General features: G+C 60.1%; 15 protein-coding genes. 11 read left to right on the top strand and 4 right to left on the bottom strand.

Translation table 11 applies throughout. The features are described 5' to 3' along the window. Positions 1-70: 70 nt before the first annotated feature. The 8 genes from zapE to lpdA all read left to right on the top strand — a co-directional run bounded on the left by zapE (position 71) and on the right by lpdA (position 11367). Positions 71-1174: a cell division protein ZapE gene (zapE, locus tag R3D51_04385; protein ID MEZ5898714.1), complete on the top strand. Its 1104-nt coding sequence runs from the start codon at positions 71-73 to the stop codon at positions 1172-1174. A 297-nt stretch (positions 1175-1471) separates the two neighbouring features. After that, positions 1472-2440, top strand: coding sequence for a malate dehydrogenase (gene mdh / locus R3D51_04380; GenBank protein ID MEZ5898713.1), 969 nt, complete (start codon positions 1472-1474; stop codon positions 2438-2440). Between the two features lie 105 nt (positions 2441-2545). Further along, positions 2546-3742 (top strand): ADP-forming succinate--CoA ligase subunit beta, encoded by a 1197-nt coding sequence (gene sucC, locus R3D51_04375; GenBank protein ID MEZ5898712.1) that lies wholly within the window; start codon positions 2546-2548, stop codon positions 3740-3742. Positions 3743-3823: 81 nt separating this feature from the next. Further along, positions 3824-4729, top strand: a complete 906-nt coding sequence (sucD, locus tag R3D51_04370; GenBank protein MEZ5898711.1) for a succinate--CoA ligase subunit alpha — start codon at positions 3824-3826, stop codon at positions 4727-4729. 453 nt (positions 4730-5182) lie between these two features. Beyond that, the gene (locus R3D51_04365) at positions 5183-8152 is read left to right on the top strand and encodes a 2-oxoglutarate dehydrogenase E1 component (protein ID MEZ5898710.1); all 2970 of its coding nucleotides are present in this window, start codon (positions 5183-5185) and stop codon (positions 8150-8152) included. A gap of 42 nt (positions 8153-8194) precedes the next feature. Continuing rightward, positions 8195-9484: a 2-oxoglutarate dehydrogenase complex dihydrolipoyllysine-residue succinyltransferase gene (odhB, locus tag R3D51_04360; protein ID MEZ5898709.1), complete on the top strand. Its 1290-nt coding sequence runs from the start codon at positions 8195-8197 to the stop codon at positions 9482-9484. A gap of 19 nt (positions 9485-9503) precedes the next feature. Continuing rightward, positions 9504-9929: a VOC family protein gene (locus R3D51_04355; GenBank protein ID MEZ5898708.1), complete on the top strand. Its 426-nt coding sequence runs from the start codon at positions 9504-9506 to the stop codon at positions 9927-9929. Positions 9930-9960: 31 nt separating this feature from the next. Next, complete coding sequence (gene lpdA, locus R3D51_04350) at positions 9961-11367, top strand: dihydrolipoyl dehydrogenase (protein ID MEZ5898707.1); 1407 nt, start codon at positions 9961-9963, stop codon at positions 11365-11367. A 29-nt stretch (positions 11368-11396) separates the two neighbouring features. Here the strand turns inward: lpdA and R3D51_04345 are convergent, their stop codons facing one another. Together R3D51_04345 and R3D51_04340 are read right to left on the bottom strand one after the other, a co-directional pair. Continuing rightward, positions 11397-12401, bottom strand: a complete 1005-nt coding sequence (locus R3D51_04345; GenBank protein MEZ5898706.1) for a TraB/GumN family protein — start codon at positions 12399-12401, stop codon at positions 11397-11399. 112 nt (positions 12402-12513) lie between these two features. Then, positions 12514-13488: a tyrosine recombinase XerC gene (locus R3D51_04340; GenBank protein MEZ5898705.1), complete on the bottom strand. Its 975-nt coding sequence runs from the start codon at positions 13486-13488 to the stop codon at positions 12514-12516. Between the two features lie 184 nt (positions 13489-13672). Here R3D51_04340 and R3D51_04335 point away from each other — a divergent pair, with 184 nt between their 5' ends. After that, positions 13673-14332 (top strand): HAD-IB family phosphatase, encoded by a 660-nt coding sequence (locus tag R3D51_04335; GenBank protein ID MEZ5898704.1) that lies wholly within the window; start codon positions 13673-13675, stop codon positions 14330-14332. Between the two features lie 36 nt (positions 14333-14368). Here the strand turns inward: R3D51_04335 and serA are convergent, their stop codons facing one another. Both serA and R3D51_04325 read right to left on the bottom strand, forming a co-directional pair. Beyond that, positions 14369-15622 (bottom strand): phosphoglycerate dehydrogenase, encoded by a 1254-nt coding sequence (serA, locus tag R3D51_04330; protein MEZ5898703.1) that lies wholly within the window; start codon positions 15620-15622, stop codon positions 14369-14371. 125 nt (positions 15623-15747) lie between these two features. Beyond that, positions 15748-17178: an FAD-binding oxidoreductase gene (locus R3D51_04325; protein MEZ5898702.1), complete on the bottom strand. Its 1431-nt coding sequence runs from the start codon at positions 17176-17178 to the stop codon at positions 15748-15750. A gap of 140 nt (positions 17179-17318) precedes the next feature. On the opposite strand from R3D51_04325, the gene R3D51_04320 reads away from it, so the two are divergent. Together R3D51_04320 and R3D51_04315 are read left to right on the top strand one after the other, a co-directional pair. Continuing rightward, positions 17319-17717 (top strand): thioredoxin family protein, encoded by a 399-nt coding sequence (locus R3D51_04320; GenBank protein MEZ5898701.1) that lies wholly within the window; start codon positions 17319-17321, stop codon positions 17715-17717. Positions 17718-17757: 40 nt separating this feature from the next. After that, positions 17758-18477, top strand: a complete 720-nt coding sequence (locus R3D51_04315) for a cytochrome c biogenesis protein CcdA (GenBank protein ID MEZ5898700.1) — start codon at positions 17758-17760, stop codon at positions 18475-18477. The last annotated feature ends 9 nt before the right edge of the window (positions 18478-18486 follow it).

The following is an 18486-nucleotide window of genomic DNA, read 5'->3' as shown; positions in this document are numbered from 1 at the left end:
AGTTACCCACTTGTGCAAGTCATGTGGTTTGTCATTCGTTGCGCAGCGCGAGGCGGGGAACGCAGCAGGAATGCCGGGACAGATTTTCAGCCGCTACGAAGAACGATTGGAGCTCGCAGAGATCGAGCCCGATCCGGCGCAACGCGCAATCGCATTGCGTTTGGACGCTCTCGCTTTGCAGCTTGAGGCAGCAAAGGGATCTGGTGGCCTTCTTGCCGGTCTGTTGGGCCGCAAGGAGCCAGCCGCGCCCAAGGGGCTCTACATTCATGGCGCGGTCGGGCGTGGCAAAACCATGCTGATGGATCTGTTCTTCGAGGAAGTCGTGGTCGGCAAAAAACTGCGGACCCATTTTCACGAGTTCATGGCTGATGTGCACGAGAGGATCGGCGAGGCGCGCAAGAACGTGCCGGGTGACCCCATTCCGCACGTTGCTACTGGTGTCGCGAAGGGGGCCCGGTTGCTGTGCTTCGATGAGCTCCACGTTACCGATATCGCCGATGCGATGATCCTGGGCCGGCTGTTTCAAGGGTTGTTTTCGGCAGGGGTTACGATGGTTGCGACATCGAACGCCAAACCACAGGATCTCTATAAAAACGGCCTAAATCGTCAACTTTTTCTGCCCTTCGTAGATCTCCTCTCGCAGCGCTTGGATGTCGTTTCGCTCGACGCACAGAAAGACTACCGGCTTGAAAGGCTGAGCGGCACGCCGCTCTACTTCACACCTGTCGACGCTGACGCTCGCGCCGCCATGGACGGGCAGTGGGACCGCTTGACGGGGCGCCATCCAGGCAAATCGCACACCATCGAGTTCAAGGGTCGGAAGCTGGTGGTGCCGCAGGCCTCCATGGGGGTAGCTCGATTTGCGTTCGATGAGCTGTGCGACAGGCCGCTGTCGAGTCTCGATTACCTGCATCTGGCCCACGCCTTTCATACGGTCATGATCGACGGAATTCCCAAGTTGTCGCCCGCACGGCGTGACGTTGCGCGCCGGTTCATCAACCTCATCGACACGCTCTACGATAATAGAGTTTGCTTGGTTGCTTCCGCGGAAGCCGAGCCTGATGAACTCTACGCTCATGGCCCGGGCGCTGAGTTGTTTGAACGTACAGCTTCGCGGCTGATGGAGATGCGCAGTGAAAGTTACCTATCGCGTCATTCTCTAAGCCGCGTGTGAGCATCAGCAGGTGGTTCGCGCGAATGGCGCGAATATGCCCGCGAGAAATGCCCGCCATATATATGGAAATGGATATACCTATTCAGGGCGCGTCCCACATGGGAGCCGGGCTCGAAGGTCGTCCGCCCAAAGGCGAATCAGTGCTCCCCGACGTCTGTTTCGCTTGAACTTTGGTTCCAGCGAGCCGTTCTGGCGCTTGACGCATCTGCGAAATCTATTACGCATCTGCGATGATCCCGCTTTCGAGCGGCCCCACCTGGCCCGAATTCAATAAACTTTCCTCGGAGGATAATCCGCATGGCGCGCAAGAAGATCGCACTGATCGGCTCTGGTCAAATCGGCGGAACGCTCGCCCTTCTGGCAGGACTGAAGGAACTCGGCGACATCGTGATGACCGATATCGTTGAAGGCGTGGCCAAGGGCAAGGCACTCGATTTGGCGCAGACGGCGGCGGTTGAGGGATACGACGCCAAGCTCTCCGGCGCCGGGACAGACGGTTATGCGGCGATTTCGGGTGCTGATGTGTGCATCGTCACCGCTGGCGTGCCGCGCAAGCCCGGCATGAGCCGAGACGATCTCCTCGGCATCAATCTCAAGGTGATGGAACAGGTCGGTGCCGCTATCAAGCAGCACGCGCCCGACGCCTTCGTGATCTGCATCACCAACCCGCTCGATGCGATGGTTTGGGCCCTGCAGAAGTTCTCCGGGCTGCCCACGAACAAGGTCGTAGGCATGGCAGGCGTGCTCGATTCAGCGCGCTTCTCTTGCTTCCTGGCCGAAGCGGCCGGTGTTTCGATTGAGGATGTTCGCGCCATGACGCTGGGCGGGCACGGCGACGACATGGTGCCGATGGTGCGCTACTCGACCATCGGCGGCTTGCCGCTTCCAGACTGTGTGAAGCTTGGCATGTTCACCCAGGAAGCTCTCGACGCCATGATCAAGCGCACGCGCGGCGGCGGCGGCGAGATCGTCGCTTTGCTTGGAACCGGCTCGGCATTCTATGCGCCTGCGGCTTCCGCCATCTCGATGGCCGAGAGCTACCTCAAGGACAAGAAGCGGATGCTGCCGTGCGCGGCCTACTGCAACGGTCAATTCGGCCTCAAGGACACCTACGTGGGTGTTCCTGTCGTCATCGGAGCCGGCGGCGTGGAGAAGGTCGTCGAAATCTCACTAGATGCCGGCGAGAAGGACATGTTCGCAAAGTCGGTGGCTTCGGTTCAGGGCCTGATCGAGGCCTGCAAAAAAATCCAACCCGCGCTGGCGTAACGAACGGGCCGGTCTCAAGAAAGAGGCCGGCCTGATGTGTCTCTAGAACGATAGACTAAACCGGCGCCTCGCGAGGCCGCTCGGCAGAATGCAGGGATCACACAGATGAACATCCACGAATATCAGGCCAAGCAGGTCTTGAAGAGTTATGGGGCGCCTGTCGCCGACGGCGTGCCGATCACCTCGGCCGCTGAGGCCGAAGCCGCCGTGAAGAAGTTGCCGGGTCCTGTTTGGGTGGTGAAGAGCCAGATTCACGCCGGTGGCCGCGGCAAGGGCAAGTTCACGGAACTCGGACCCGATTCGAAGGGTGGCGTTCGGGTTGCCTTCTCGGCTGATGAAGCGGTCAAGCACGCCAAGGAAATGATCGGCAAGACGCTGGTCACCAAGCAGACCGGACCGGCGGGCAAGCAGGTCAATCGTCTTTATATAGAAGACGGCGCCGACATCGCGCGCGAACTCTACCTCTCCATGCTTATCGACCGCAGCGTCGGCCGCCCTGCTTTCGTTGTCTCGACCGAAGGCGGCATGGACATCGAAACCGTTGCGCACGACACGCCGGAGAGAATCATCACCGTTGTCATCGATCCGACCAAGGGCGTGACGGAGGAAGACACTGCCAAACTCAATGCTGCCTTGAAGCTCGATGGCGCGGCGGCGGCCGACGGCGCCAAGCTGTGGCCGATCCTCTACAAGGCGTTCACGGAGAAGGACATGAGTCTTTTGGAGGTCAATCCGCTCATCGTCATGAAGGACGGTCGCCTGCGCGTTCTCGACGCCAAGGTGTCGTTCGACAACAACTCGCTCTACCGTCACGACGACATCGTTGCCCTGCGCGACATCACGGAGGAAGACGCTAAGGAGATCGAGGCGTCGAAGTACGACCTCTCTTATGTCGCGCTCGACGGCAATATCGGCTGTATGGTGAACGGTGCCGGTCTTGCCATGGCGACGATGGACATCATCAAGCTCTATGGCGCGGAACCGGCAAACTTCCTGGATGTCGGCGGAGGTGCGTCCAAGGAGAAAGTGACGGCGGCATTCAAGATCATTACCGCCGACCCGAGCGTTAAGGGCATTTTGGTCAACATCTTCGGCGGGATTATGCGTTGCGACACCATCGCGGAAGGCGTGATCGCAGCGGTCAAAGAAGTGGGCTTGAAGGTACCGCTGGTCGTGCGCCTTGAGGGCACGAACGTCGAGCTTGGCAAGAAGATCATCAGCGAAAGCGGACTGAACGTCATTCCAGCCGACGATTTGGATGATGCCGCCCAGAAGATCGTCGCCGCCGTCAAGAGCGCATAGCCGGGCTCCGAGACTTGTCTCGGTGAGCCTCCAACCGCGCCACCCAAAACGACATTACGTCATTCTAGACTGGAACTTCCTATGTCCATCCTGATCAACAAAGACACCAAGGTCCTTGTGCAGGGCCTGACCGGCAAGACCGGCACCTTTCACACCGAGCAGGCGCTCGCCTACCACGGCACAAAAATGGTCGGCGGCATCAACCCCAAGAAGGGCGGCGAAATCTGGACCGGCAAGGGCGGCGAGAAGCTGCCGATCTTCAAGACGGTGAAAGAAGGCAAGGATGCTACCGGCGCCAACGCCTCTGTCGTTTACGTTCCTCCGCCAGGTGCGGCCGACGCCATCATCGAAGCGATTGATGCGGAGATCCCGTTGATCGTTTGCATCACCGAGGGCGTGCCGGTGATGGACATGGTCAAGGTCAAGGCGCGGCTGGAGAAGTCCAACTCGCGGCTGATCGGGCCCAACTGTCCCGGTGTGCTGACCCCGAACGAGTGCAAGATCGGCATCATGCCGGGCAACATCTTCAAGAAGGGTTCGGTGGGTATTCTTTCGCGATCAGGCACGCTGACTTATGAGGCCGTGTTCCAGACCACCCGCGAGGGCCTCGGCCAGACAACGGCCGTCGGTATCGGCGGCGACCCGGTGAAGGGCACAGAATTTATCGACGTGCTCGACATGTTCCTCGATGATCCCGAGACCGAGTCGATCATCATGATCGGCGAAATCGGCGGATCGGCAGAGGAAGACGCCAGCGCTTGGCTCATCGAACAGGCAAAGAAGGGCCGTAAGAAGCCGATGGCCGGCTTCATTGCTGGCGTAACCGCACCTCCGGGCCGCACCATGGGTCACGCAGGCGCGGTGATCTCCGGCGGCAAGGGTGGTGCGGAGAGCAAGATCGCGGCAATGGAAGCCGCCGGCATCAAGGTTTCGCCCTCACCCGCGCGTCTCGGCAAGACGCTTGTCGGAGTGTTGAAGGTAAAATGAGCTAAAAGGGCCAAGGGCGTTCGCAAGAATGCGATTTTTCCGGCCCGGAATTCTGAGGAGTTTGGCGAGGACCGGGCATTCCGGCCTGGTCCTTTGTTCAAAGACGACCCCTGGAGCATTTGCCACCAGCGATTAGCGGCGAAAGCTCCAGGCAATCTTCCCATATGACGAGGAGGCAGTACGCCGTCCGATTTGGACTAGTTTCACTCGATGAGCGTTCGAACCATCGTCGCGCTTGCTGCAATGCAATATTTGGTGCTAACAAATCTAAACAACGGTTTCGCGGGCATCGCCATCGTGACAAATCCAGCAACACAAGGATGGGTTCGGATGGGGGACTTGCGGAGTTAGTTGCTCTGCACGACATGACTGGCAGCCTCCTGCCGATCCGACTCCCTCCGTTTCAAATCTGCCGGACGAAAGTGCTGGAGCAAGAAAGGGTTACGGGACACTATGTCTAGACAAGCGCTCAATGAAGCGTTCTTGCGCACGTCGTTTCTGAACGCCGCCAACGCGCCTTACGTTGAAGAGATGCAGGCGGAATATGAGCGCAATCCTGGCGCCGTCAGCGACGAGTGGCGCCGGTTTTTCGAAAGCCTGAAAGAAACCCCGTCACAGAACGGAAACGATTTCAGCGGACCGTCTTGGGCGGCTCCGCTTGATCTGTTGTCGAATGACGACGAAGCCGAGGCGGACCTCGTAGCGGCCTTGACCGGCAATCCAAGCCAGGGTGAGCGCCACATCCGCGAGCGTATCGCTCAGCGCGCTTATGCGTCCGGGTTCGATATGTCTCCGGCGGCCTCGCTACGGGCGACGCAGGATTCCATCCGCGCATTGATGCTGATCCGCGCATACCGCGTTATGGGCCATTTGGCTGCCGATCTCGATCCACTCGGGCTTGCCGACCGCAAGATCCATCGCGAGCTGATGCCCGAGACCTACGGCTTCACGGAAGCCGATCTCGATCGTCCGATTTTCATCGATCATGTGCTCGGTCTGGAAACGGCGACCATGCGCCAGATCCTGGCCATTCTCCGGCGTACCTATTGCCGTCATATCGGTGTGCAGTTCACGCATATCACCGATCCCGCGCAGAAGGGCTGGATTCAGGAGCGCATCGAGGGCGCCGAAAAGGACATCAACTTCACTCTCGAAGGCCGCAAGGCGATTCTCAACAAGCTCATTGAAGCTGAAACTTTCGAGAAGTTTTGCGACCTGAAATACACCGGCACCAAGCGATTTGGTCTCGATGGCGGCGAGGCGATGATTCCGGCGCTGGAACAGATCATCAAGCGTGGCGGTCATTTGGGCGTTAAGGAGATCGTGCTCGGCATGGCCCACCGCGGGCGGTTGAACGTTCTCGCCAACGTCATGTCGAAGCCCCTGCGCGCCATCTTCAAGGAGTTCAAGGGCGGCTCGTTCAAGCCTGACGACGTGGAAGGTTCCGGCGACGTCAAATATCACCTTGGCGCCTCTTCTGATCGGACCTTCGACGGCAACAATGTCCATCTATCGTTGACTGCGAACCCATCGCACTTGGAGATCGTCGATCCGGTGGTGCTCGGCAAGGTGCGCGCCAAGCAGGATCAACACGGCTGTCTGCCCGGCGAGCGCACACCCGTTCTGCCGCTGCTCATTCATGGTGATGCGGCGTTCGCCGGCCAAGGCGTAGTGGCCGAGTGCTTCGGCCTATCGGGTCTGCGTGGGCACAGAACCGGCGGATCAATTCATTTCATCATCAACAATCAGATCGGCTTCACGACGAGCCCGCACAATTCTAGGTCCTCGCCGTACTGCTCAGATGTTGCGTTGATGATCGAAGCGCCGATTTGGCACGTCAACGGCGACAACCCTGAAGCCGTTGTGCACGTCGCCAAGATCGCGACCGAGTTCCGTCAGCGGTTCCAGAAGCCGGTCGTCATCGACATGTTCTGCTATCGCCGGTTCGGCCACAACGAGACCGACGAGCCGATGTTCACGCAGCCCGCGATGTACAAGCGCATCAAGGGTCACAAGGTCGTGTCGGAGATGTACGGACAGTACCTCGTGAACGAAGGTGTGCTGGCCGCCAGTGAAGTTGAGGAAATGCGCGCTTCGGTGCGTTCCAATCTCGATGGGGAGTTCCAGGAGTCGGAAGGCTACAAGCCCAATAAGGCCGACTGGCTCGATGGCCGTTGGTCTGGTCTGGTGCGCGCTGGTGAAGACAACGTCAATGATAAGACCGGCGTTGCAATCGAGACCTTGAAGGACATCGGCCGCCGGCTCACGGTGCTTCCCAAAGAGTTCCACGCCCACAAGACCATAGCCAGACTGCTGGAGCGCCGCCGCGAGATGGTGGAGAGCGGCAAGGGCATCGACTGGGCCATGGCCGAGCATCTTGCGTTCGGCACTATTCTTATGGAGGGCCACCGTGTCCGCCTGTCAGGTCAGGACGTAGAGCGCGGGACGTTCTCGCAGCGCCACGCGGTCGTCATCGATCAGGAAAACGAGCGCCGCTTCGCGCCTTTGAAGCACATGGCGCCCAATCAGGCTGAGTTCGAAGTCGTCAACTCGATGCTGTCTGAAGAGGCGATCCTCGGCTTCGAGTATGGCTATTCGCTCGCAGAGCCCAACGCGCTGACGCTTTGGGAGGCGCAATTTGGCGATTTCGCCAACGGCGCTCAGGTGATTTTCGATCAGTTCCTGTCGTCCGGCGAGCGCAAGTGGCTGCGTATGTCGGGCCTCGTTTGCTTGCTGCCGCATGGCTACGAGGGACAGGGGCCGGAGCATTCCTCCGCTCGTTTGGAGCGCTTCCTGCAGCTTTCGGCCGAAGACAACTGGCAGGTAGCCAATTGCACAACGCCGGCGAACTACTTCCATATCCTACGGCGCCAGCTGCACCGGAAGTTCCGCAAGCCGTTGATCCTGATGACGCCGAAATCGCTTCTGCGTCACAAGCGTGTAATCTCGCGCCTGGAAGAGTTTGAGGCCGACACTTACTTCCAGCGTGTGCTTCCCGACGATGCGCAAATGGGGAATTCGGAACTCAAGCTACGTCCCGACAACGATATCAAGCGTGTCGTGCTTTGCTCCGGCAAGGTCTATTACGACCTGCTCGACGCGCGCGATGCCGCCGGTCTCGATGACGTGTACCTGATGCGCGTGGAACAACTTTATCCGTTCCCGGCGCGCACGCTGATCCAGGAGCTGGGGCGCTTCAAGTTTGCAGAGATCGTGTGGTGTCAGGAAGAGCCCAAGAACATGGGTGCTTGGCACTTCATGGATGCCAACATCGAATGGGTGCTGACCCATCTAGGCTACGTGCATCGTCGCCCGCGTTACGCGGGTCGCCAGGCCTCGGCTTCGACGGCGACCGGCTTGTTATCGCAGCATATCAAGGAACAAACAGCGCTCGTCGCCGATGCGCTGGGACAGTCGAGTTAACCGCAACATAGTTATTGAAAGACAACAGCAAGAGGCGTCTCCATGGGAGTGGAAATTCGCGTTCCAACGCTAGGTGAAAGCGTGACGGAGGCGACCGTTGGAAAATGGTTCAAGAAGACAGGCGACGCCGTAAAGGCCGACGAGCCGTTGGTTGAGCTGGAGACCGACAAAGTCACAGTCGAGGTTCCTGCGCCTTCCGATGGCGTCATGGGTGAGATCTTAGTAGAACAGGGCGGAACGGTTGCGGTCGGTGCGGTTCTTGCGGCTCTGCAGGAAGCTGGGAGCGCACCGGCAGCAAAGCCCGCAGCAGCGGCTGCGCCAGCTGCCGCCGCACAGCCAGCTCCACAGGCGCACGCGACCAACGGCTCCCAGCCAGGCTCCGACATGCCTCCAAGCCCGGCAGCGAGAAAGGCGCTCGCCGAAGCAGGGCTGGATGCAAACGACGTCGTAGGGTCCGGCAAGCGCGGACAGGTTCTCAAGAGCGATGTCGCGACTGCTGCGCAAGCCGCCGCTCCGAAGCCCGCGTCAGCCCCACCCGTCGCTGCTGCCGTGCCAGCAGCTTCACCCGCCATGCTTGTCCCTTCACCCGCATTCCTCAAGGATCTGCGCTTGCCGTCCGCCGCAAACGATGCTGCGCGCGAGGAGCGTGTGCGGATGACCCGCCTGCGCCAGACGATTGCGCGCCGCTTGAAGGATGCTCAGAACACCGCCGCGATGCTGACGACGTTCAACGACGTCGATATGAGCGCGGTTATGGCCCTGCGCAACCAGTACAAGGACAAGTTCGAGAAACGCCACGGCGTGAAGCTGGGCTTCATGGGACTGTTCGTGAAAGCGTGCATTCAGGCGCTTAGAGACATTCCCTCGGTCAATGCTGAGATCGACGGCGACGAGATCGTCTACAAGAACTACTACCACATCGGCGTGGCGGTGGGCACCGAGAAGGGGCTTGTGGTCCCAGTGGTGCGCGATGCCGACCGCATGACGCTGGCCGATATCGAGCAGGCCATCGCCGAATTCGGCAAGCGTGCACGAGACGGCAAGCTCGGCATCGAGGATATGCAGGGCGGTACCTTCACGATCTCCAACGGCGGTGTGTACGGCTCGATGATGTCGACGCCGATTCTCAATGCACCGCAGTCCGGCATTCTTGGGATGCACCGCATCGAAGAACGCCCCGTCGTTCGCAACGGCCAGATCGTAATCAAGCCGATGATGTATCTGGCGCTGTCCTACGATCACCGCATCGTCGATGGTAAGGAGGCCGTGACCTTCCTGGTTCGCGTCAAGGAATGTCTGGAGGATCCGCAGCGCTTCCTGCTTGAGCTATAAGCGCTTTGGAATCGGGAATATGGCGACGTCTTTCGGGCTTTACGTGCACCTCACCGTCATGCACGGCGATCAGGCCATTGCATGGTACAAGCAGGTGTTCGGTGCCGAAGTGGTGGCGTTGCACATGGCGGAAGATCAACACAGGGTCATGTTCGCGATTCTGGCGATGTTCGGTGGCCATGTTTTCCTGTCGGATGTATTTCCCGAGCTGATGCCCGACACGCAGGCCCCTTCTGCAAGCGTTCCACCGACTTGCACATTGCATGTCGATTTCGAGGACCCCAATGAGGTGAACGCGGTTGTTTCGCGCGCCGAGGCTGCTGGGGCCGCCGTCACAATGAAGCCCGAGGACGTCTATTGGGGCGACCGCTACGGGCGCATCCGCGATCCGTATGGCCATGTCTGGTCGTTTGGCGCGCGGGCTACCCAACCGGCGCAGAGCTGACAACCAACGACAAGAAAAAGGACACGATGAAATGGCTGGACCTTACGATCTGATCGTTATCGGCACGGGGCCCGGCGGCTATGTTTGCGCCATTCGCGCCGCCCAACTCGGGATGAAGGTCGCCGTCGTCGAAAAGCGCCCCACGCATGGTGGCACCTGCCTCAACGTCGGTTGCATTCCCTCAAAGGCGCTGCTGCACGCATCCCACGCCTATGACGAGGCCAAGCACGCCTTCGCGGCCATGGGCATCAAAGCGACAGCCGAGCTCGATCTTGCGAAGATGCTGGCTTTCAAGTCGGAAGGTGTGAAAGGCAACGTGGATGGCGTCGCCTATCTTTTGAAGAAGAACAAAATCGACAGCTATCACGGCACCGGCAAAGTTCTCGGCGCTGGCAAAGTCGAAATCACCTTTATGAATGGAATTCAGCAGACGCTGGAGGCGAAGTCGATTGTCATCGCCACAGGGTCGGAGCCCGCGCAACTGCCCGGCATCGAGGTCGATGAGAAGCAGGTCATAACCTCGACGGGCGCGCTGGAGCTGTCTCAAGTGCCAGGCAAGATGATCGTTATCGGGGCCGGCGTGATCGGGCTGGAGCTTGGTTCGGTGTGGCGGCGGCTGGGATCGGAAGTGCTCGTCATTGAATTTCTCGATCGCATCCTGCCCGGCATGGACGGTGACACCGCACGTTCGTTCCAGCGTATTTTGGAAAAGCAGGGCATAAAGTTCCGCCTTTCCAGCAAGGTGACCGGAGTAACGAAGGGCGATGACGGCAAGCTCAAGGTCAGCGTCGCGCCTGCTGCGGGTGGAGACGCAGATTCGATTGATGCGGACGTGGTGCTCGTTGCCATCGGCCGCGTGCCTTTCACGGACGGACTTGGATTGGCAGAGGCTGGCATTGCCGTCGATGCCAAGAAGCGAATCCTGGTCGATGGTCAATTCCAGACCAATGTCGCCGGGGTTTACGCCATTGGAGACGTTATCGCCGGGCCGATGCTCGCGCACAAAGCTGAAGACGAAGGTATCGCGGTGGCGGAGAACATTGCCGGTCAGGCCGGTCATGTGAATCCGGATGTCATCCCCGGCGTCGTCTACACGTTCCCCGAGGTCGCATCGGTCGGCAAGACGGAGGAAGAACTCAAGGCAGCCGGTATCGCCTACAATGTCGGCAAGTTCCCATTCACCGCCAACGGCCGCGCCAAGGTCAACCGGACGACCGATGGCTTCGTGAAGGTGCTGGCCGATGCGAAGACCGACCGCATACTAGGTGTGCATATGATCGGCCCCAACGTCAGTGAGATGATTGCGGAGGCGGCCCTCATCATGGAGTTCTCCGGTTCGGCGGAGGACCTGGCGCGTACGTGCCACGCGCATCCGACGTTGACCGAAACGGTCAAGGAAGCCGCTCTCGCTGTCGCCAAACGGCAAATCCATATGTGATCTGTAGCCGCGCTTGTTCCGGCGTTTGGCTATTCGATTGGCGTCACGGTATAGCCGGCCTCGCGCAGCAATGCGACGAGGCCGGTCTTGCCTGATAGATGCAGCGCGCCGACGGCGATGAACGCACCCCCCTTGTCGATCAACGGGGCAGCTGCTGTTTCCATCCGCGCGTTGCGGTCAACCAGCAGCGACTTCTCGAAGTTTACAAACGCGCTCCTTGGAATGCCCATCTTCTCGGCAAGCACGTATTGGAACGGCATTGCCGCGCCCATGTCCCGCTTCAGGTAAAGCTGGAGCACGGTCTCCATCATGTCGTCGCTGCGGTCGGCAAACTTGAGGCTGACGCGCAGCATCTGAATCTGCTCGTTCTCCGGCACGCTCGACATGGCAGTGAGCTGCTGCTCGATGCTTTCCAAGCCGGTGACGGGAATGCTCGCAGCTTTCGCCTTGTCGGCAAGCTGCATATCGAGAACCTTGACGCCCGAGGCAACCTGGCGGCGCTCGCATTCAGATACCGCAAGCAGCGAACCAACAAGCCACGGTTTAAACAAGTCGGCGAACTGCACAGGCATTCCCGAGGATGCCACCACGGTTTTGACTTTTTCGAATTCGTCTTTGGACAGCTTCTGCGCAAGACTGGTGCCGTCGGTATAGATGAGATCCGCCTTCGACGTCGTCATCGCCGCCATTAGAGCGCCGGGGGACAGATCGCCGACCTCCAGTGCGAGCACCTTGGCATGTGTGAGCGCATCCGACACGGCGGGGCTAAGCGTCGTGATGCGCGTATCGCTCAAGTGCATCGTTCCAAACAGATACGAAGGCGGCGCGCCTGCCTTCTCGATCTTCCAGAACTGGGCTTGCGTGTTTTCCAAAGCGGACGCTTGCTTGCGTAAGTCTTCAAGTGCAGCCGGATCGGACGTGGCAAGTTCCGACAACATGTCGACGCCCTTGCAAACACCGGCCTCGGCATAGGCGCTTGCTGATCCGGCGACGATCAACAGCAAAAGCATCAGGAGATGACGAAACATGCGCATGGTTCTGCCGATCCTCAATGTTAGGTGCCACGACCGCGCAGCTTACGGGGCTGTGTCGAATATGGGTTGCTCCCGGCACTTGGCAAATCGTGGCGGGTAAAGTCAGTGGATTTCAGGTGACGCCTGCACGCGGGTGAGCGCTGTCATAGACCGCCAGCAGGCGCTCGCGGTCCACTTCCGTATAAATTTGTGTCGTGGAAAGGGAGGCGTGTCCAAGAAGCTCTTGAATCTGCCGTAAATCCGCACCTGCCGACAGGAGGTGAGTGGCAAACGAATGGCGCAAGGCGTGAGGCGTGGCAGTGTCGGGCAGGCCGAGTTCAAGCCGCATCCGTGCCATGGCAAGCTGGATGAGGCGCGGCGAAAGCGGACCGCCGCGCGCGCCGAGGAAGAGTGGTCCGTCGGCGTTGATCGGGAATGGGCAATGCGCGATGTAGCGCGCGATGGCCTGGCTGACGATGGGGAGCGCCGGAACCATCCGTTCACGTCCGCCCTTGCCCTTGATCGTCATGACGTCGCGACCCTCGATAGGAGCCTGACGGGCACTGAGGCCAAGGGCCTCGCTGATCCGCAGGCCACACCCGTAAAGCAGCATCATGACGGCCTGATCGCGGGCCGCGATCCAATCGCTCACGGGTTCGGCTTCGCCTGCTCCGACAACTTTGGCGGCGGCCTGCGCGTTCAGCGGCTTGGGGACGCCATGAGGCACCTTAGGCAGCGCAATCTGGGCGAGCGTGCGGTTCTTCAAAGTATCTTCCGCCTCAAGCCAGCGGAAGAACATACGCAACGCGGAAAGCGTGCGTGACAGAGATCGGGACACGGCACCCTTCTTACGCCGGGCGGCGAGAAATGCGCGCACGGTCTTGGCGTCAAGGCGGCCGAGATCGCCGAGGCAAGGCGTGTGCTGCAAATGGCCTTTCAGGAACGCCAGGAACTGGCGGACGTCACGCTCGTAGGATGCACGTGTGTTGTCGGACGCGCCACGCTCGTGTTCCAGATGCGCAAGCCAGGATTGCACGGCAGCCTTGAGGTCGCCGCCGAGTGCAAGCTCAGCATCGGAGTCGAGGATCTCGTCGAGCGTCTGCGCCATGTCTTACCGTGACTTTACCCCGCCCTCGGTCGAGCAGCGAGAGGTGCCGCCAAACCATCGCGACCAAACCGTTAACGCATCCTTAACACGCTGCGAACGTATCGGGTTCGTTGGTCGCAAAGGCGAATTGACAGAGGCCGCCGCAGCTTCCTAAGTCAGCGCTTCACGATGAGGAATCTTGCCAGTGAGTGTCCGACGCGAATCACCCGCCGCCATCGCCTTCGATTGCGATAGCACGCTTTCAACGCTGGAAGGTATCGATGAACTGGCCGTGCGCTCGGGTCGTGCAGACGAGATCGTGCCGCTGACCGAGGCTGCGATGGACGGCCGCATGGCCATCGACGAGGTTTACGGGCGGCGCATGGAGATCCTGCGTCCAAGCCTGGAGGACATCATCTGGCTGGGCGAGCGGTACGCGCAGACCATCGTGCAAGGCGCCGCACAAGCAATCGCGCGGCTGAAAGCTGCGGGAGCCGTGATCTACGTCATCAGTGGCGGATTGCGTGCACCGGTCGTCCATCTGGCAAGCAAGCTCGGCGTTCCCGAGGACCATGTTCATGCGGTCGCGGTCTATCACGACCCAGAGGGTCAATACGCGGGCTTTGATGCATCGTCTCCGTTGACGCGCTCGGATGGCAAGGCGCGGATCGCGGCGAGGCTGGTTGCCGAGCACGGCAGCGTCGTTCTCGTCGGGGATGGCGCGACCGATGTCGCCGCGCGGGAGGGCGGCGCGACTGTTATTGGCTTTGGCGGGGTCGCACGACGCCCGGCGGTCATCGCCGGGGCCGATCATTTCATCGACGGTCCATCGTTGACGGCCGTGGCCGACTATTTGATCGGTTGATCGGGAGCCCAGCCGCTATCGGCTTCAGCTTCAGCGTTAGGGTGCCGGGTTCAAGATGCGAGCGCGGATCGTGCCTGGCAGATCACGGATTTCTTCAAGCACCGCGTCGGCCCCCGGCACCATCCCGTCAGCGTCGATTACCACATAGCCGATCTTGGGATCGGTCTGCAGGAACTGGGTCGCGATGTTGACGTTGTGACGCGCGAATACATCGTTCAAGCGCCGCATTTCGCCAGGGATGTTGTGGTGCATCTGGATGAAACGGGTGCCATTGGGGCGCGTGGGCAGTTGCACTTGCGGAAAATTCACAGCGCCCTGTGTCGAGCCGACGTCGCAATAATCGACCAGCTTGCGTGCAACTTCGGCGCCGATGTTCTCCTGCGCTTCCTCGGTCGAACCGCCGATGTGGGGCGTCAAAATGACATTCGGCAGGTTCTGTAGCGGCGTTTCGAACTTTTCGTTGTTCGACGTCGGCTCTTTAGGGAACACGTCGATAGCTGCGCCGCCAAGGTGGTTTGTGCGCAGCGCATCAGCCAAGGCGGCGAGATCGACCACGGTACCGCGTGCGTTGTTGATCAAGAATGCGCCGGGTTTCATCAACGCGATCTGTTCGGCGCGGATCATGTCCTGCGTTTCGGACGTCTCGGGAACATGAAGGGAGACAACATCTGAGCGGGTAAGCAACGAGTTCAAAGATTCTGCCGGTTCCACGTTTCCATGGCGCAACTTGTCGGACAAATCGTAGTAGATCACCCGCATACCCATGGCTTCGGCGAGGACTGCTAACTGGCTGCCGATGTTGCCAAGACCGACAATACCGAGCGTTTTGCCGCGAACCTCGTGGGCGCCATTCGCGCTTTTGTCCCAGGCACCGGCATGTGCACCCACTGACCGCGGGAATATCCGGCGGAACAGCATCACGATCTCTGCGATGGTGAGTTCAGCGACCGAGCGCGTATTGGAAAACGGAGCGTTGAAGACCGGGACTGCCTTCGCGTTGGTGGCGACCAGGTCAACCTGATTGGTCCCGACGGAGAAGCAGCCAACGGCAATCAGCCGATCTGTGCGCTCAACGATATCTGCCCGCAGCTGAGTACGCGAACGAATGCCCAGGATGCGCACGTCCTGGAGCGCTGCGACCAGCTCGTCGCCGTCCAGCGCCTTAGGCAGCCGAACCACGTTCGAATACCCTGCGGCGGTGAAGGCCGCGACTGCGGTTTCAGAGATTCCCTCCAGCAGCAAAATCTTCATGCGATCTTTGGGGAGGGAGGGATTGCGAATCTTTGTCATGGAAAACCGCCGCCGGAATGGTGCAGTGCAATAGCATTATCGTCCTTGGTTGAGCCAAGAACGGCTGTCGGTCAATCCTCCTTCCGAACCATACACTTAAGTTTCGGTTGGTTGGGCTGCTCTCGTTATACGACCCGGCCGGGATTGAGGATGCCATGGGGGTCTAACGCAGCCTTGATCGTGCGCATCAGGCCCATCTCCACACTGCTTTTGTGCAGCGGAAGTTCGTCGCGCTTCAGCCGTCCGATGCCGTGCTCCGCCGAAATCGAGCCGCCCATGCTGGCGACCAGAGCGTGCACGGCGTGGGACATGTCATGCCACATACCGATATAGGCATCGCGCGCCATGCCGGCCGGCTGGGTGACGTTGTAGTGGATGTTGCCATCGCCGAAGTGTCCGAACGGCACCGGACGCGCGCCTGGGCAAATGCTTTCAACGACCGGGCCGGCGCGATCCAAGAATTCCGGGATGCGCGCGACCGGCACCGAAATGTCGTGCTTGATGCTGCCACCGGCCGGCTTTTGCGCTTCCGAAAGGCTTTCGCGCAAACGCCACAGATCGCGCGCGTGCTGAATTGAGGCGGCGATCACGGCGTCGAGTACGAGCCCCTCCTCGCTGCCCCTCACCAGCAGGTCCTCCATCTGCGCGGCTGCCCGTCCGCCTGTTTCACCACTGGAAATCTCAATCAGCGCGTACCAAGGGTGAATGTCGGTGAATGGATCGCGCATGCCGGGAAGAAAATCGAGCGCGAACTGCATGGCGAGCCGCGACCAGAACTCGAAGGCGGTGAGGCTCGATTGTGCTTGTGCTTGAGCAAGCCGCAGCAGCGCCAGAGCATCTTTTGGCGAGGCGACAGCAACCAGTGCCGTTGCCTTTTCCGCGGCCGCGGGCGACAGCTTCAAAGCGGCTGCCGTAATGATGCCGAGTGTACCTTCCGATCCGATAAAAAGATCGCGCAAATCATATCCCGTGTTGTCTTTCTTCAGCGTGCGCAGCCCATCCCACACGTCGCCGTTGGCGAGCACCACCTCAAGCCCAAGTGCGAGTGCACGTGCATTGCCGTAGCTCAGCACCGCGACACCGCCCGCGTTCGTTGCCAGCACGCCACCAATTTGGCAGCTCCCTTCGGACGCCAGGCTCAACGGGAAAAGCCAACCGGCATCCGCCGCGATGCGCTGGGTCTCGGCAAGCGTCACGCCGGAGTCGACAACGAGCGTTCCACCTTCGGCATCGATATTTCGCATCTTGTTCATGCGAGACAGGCTTAGAACGATCTCGTCGCCCGTAGTGGTCGGCACTTGTCCACCCACCAGGCCGGTGTTGCCGGCTTGAGGCACGATGGCGACCCTCGCTTCGTTGGCGAGCGCAAGGATCTGCGACACCTCCTGCGTGGAGCCGGGCCGCAGCACAAGGGGAGTCTTACCGGTATAGAGATCACGCCATTCCTTAAGATAGGCAGCCTGATCTTCTGGATCGCGCAAAGCGTTGGCTTCGCCGACAATCCCGGTGAGGCGGGCAATCAGATCCGTGGTGGGGGCATTGAGAGCAGGTGCCAAATTCAGTGCATCCTCGGCCGGCTTTGCCGCGTGCTCGCAGCTCAAGAAACGTAGCAGCCTATGTAACGCGCTGTGTGAGCGGCGCGAACCTAGGCTCGAACAAGCCTGATCAAGGCCAAAGAACGACAGGGAGGTCAAGCATGGGAAAGGGAAACTGGATTAAGACATTGGTGGCGGTGGGCGCGTTTGTCGCGGCCGCTTCCGTCGCCCAAGCGTTCGAGACAGCAAAATACGAGGCCAGTGCGTTCAAGGCTGCCCAATCGGCAGGGGCTCCCATCCTCGTGCACGTCACCGCGCCCTGGTGCCCGACGTGCACCGCCCAGCACAATGCCATCGACAGCCTTTCGGACAAGGCCGATTTCGCCAAGGTCAAAATCTTTAATGTCGATTTCGATACTCAAAAGGATGTCTGGAAGGGTTTCAGCGCGACGACGCAGAGCACGCTCATCGCGTTCAAGGGAACAACCGAGACGGGACGGTTGGTCGGCGCGACCAGCGCCAAGGCGATAGATGCGCTCGTGCAATCGACGTTGAAGTAGCGCAATCGCGCGTCGTGCGCGCCAAGCCAAGAGAACAGTTATGACATCCTCGCTCGTGCTGGCGTTTCTCGCCGGTGTCTTTTCCACGCTCTCTCCGTGCGTGCTTCCGTTGTTGCCCGTCATTCTTGCCGCGGCGGTCAGCGAAAGCCGCTTCGGACCAGCGGCATTGGCCTCCGGATTGGCGGTTTCGTTTGTCGTCATTGGCTTGTTTTTTGCGCTTGCTGGACATGCGATCGGCGTTGATCAGTCGGCACTGCGAGCGTTTGGCGGCGTTGTGCTTTTGGTTCTCGGGCTGACACTGGCGTTGCCTGCTCTGTCAGAACGGTTCGCGGCGGCAGCCTCTCCTGTCAGCGGATGGGCGGAAGACAGGTTTGGCGGTATCAGCACAAGCGGACTAAAAGGGCAGTTTGCCTTGGGTCTGCTGCTGGGAGCGGTATGGAGCCCGTGCGTGGGACCGACATTGGGTGCCGCATCCGTGCTGGCGGCGCAAGGCAAGGACCTCGTGCAGGTGGCGACAGTCATGGCGCTGTTCGGAGCCGGTGCAGCGCTTCCGTTGCTCGGATTGGGATTGCTTTCTCGCGAAGCAATGCTGAAGTGGCGCAACCGTCTGCTGGGAGCGGGTAAGACCGGAAAGGCTGGCCTGGGTGTGCTGCTTGTTCTGATCGGCTTTCTGGTGCTGTCGGGTCTCGACAAAAGGATCGAGGCGGCTGCGGTCGCCGCCTCACCCGAATGGCTGACCGAACTTACAACACGGTTCTAGAACCGTGTG

The organism is Hyphomicrobiaceae bacterium (assembly GCA_041397645.1).
GTDB lineage: Bacteria > Pseudomonadota > Alphaproteobacteria > Rhizobiales > Hyphomicrobiaceae > Hyphomicrobium_B.
The sequence above is the reverse complement of the archived record's forward strand: the minus strand, read 5'-3'. Positions and strand labels throughout refer to the sequence as shown.

Bases quoted from the DNA above. Each gene is read 5' to 3' on its own strand.
- zapE (MEZ5898714.1), top strand. From the start codon at position 71: ATGCCGGGACAGATTTTCAGCCGCTACGAAGAACGATTGGAGCTCGCA.
- mdh (MEZ5898713.1), top strand. From the start codon at position 1,472: ATGGCGCGCAAGAAGATCGCACTGATCGGCTCTGGTCAAATCGGCGGA.
- sucC (MEZ5898712.1), top strand. From the start codon at position 2,546: ATGAACATCCACGAATATCAGGCCAAGCAGGTCTTGAAGAGTTATGGG.
- sucD (MEZ5898711.1), top strand. From the start codon at position 3,824: ATGTCCATCCTGATCAACAAAGACACCAAGGTCCTTGTGCAGGGCCTG.
- R3D51_04365 (MEZ5898710.1), top strand. From the start codon at position 5,183: ATGTCTAGACAAGCGCTCAATGAAGCGTTCTTGCGCACGTCGTTTCTG.
- odhB (MEZ5898709.1), top strand. From the start codon at position 8,195: ATGGGAGTGGAAATTCGCGTTCCAACGCTAGGTGAAAGCGTGACGGAG.
- R3D51_04355 (MEZ5898708.1), top strand. From the start codon at position 9,504: ATGGCGACGTCTTTCGGGCTTTACGTGCACCTCACCGTCATGCACGGC.
- lpdA (MEZ5898707.1), top strand. From the start codon at position 9,961: ATGGCTGGACCTTACGATCTGATCGTTATCGGCACGGGGCCCGGCGGC.
- R3D51_04345 (MEZ5898706.1), bottom strand. From the start codon at position 12,401: ATGCGCATGTTTCGTCATCTCCTGATGCTTTTGCTGTTGATCGTCGCC.
- R3D51_04340 (MEZ5898705.1), bottom strand. From the start codon at position 13,488: ATGGCGCAGACGCTCGACGAGATCCTCGACTCCGATGCTGAGCTTGCA.
- serA (MEZ5898703.1), bottom strand. From the start codon at position 15,622: ATGACAAAGATTCGCAATCCCTCCCTCCCCAAAGATCGCATGAAGATT.
- R3D51_04320 (MEZ5898701.1), top strand. From the start codon at position 17,319: ATGGGAAAGGGAAACTGGATTAAGACATTGGTGGCGGTGGGCGCGTTT.
- R3D51_04315 (MEZ5898700.1), top strand. From the start codon at position 17,758: ATGACATCCTCGCTCGTGCTGGCGTTTCTCGCCGGTGTCTTTTCCACG.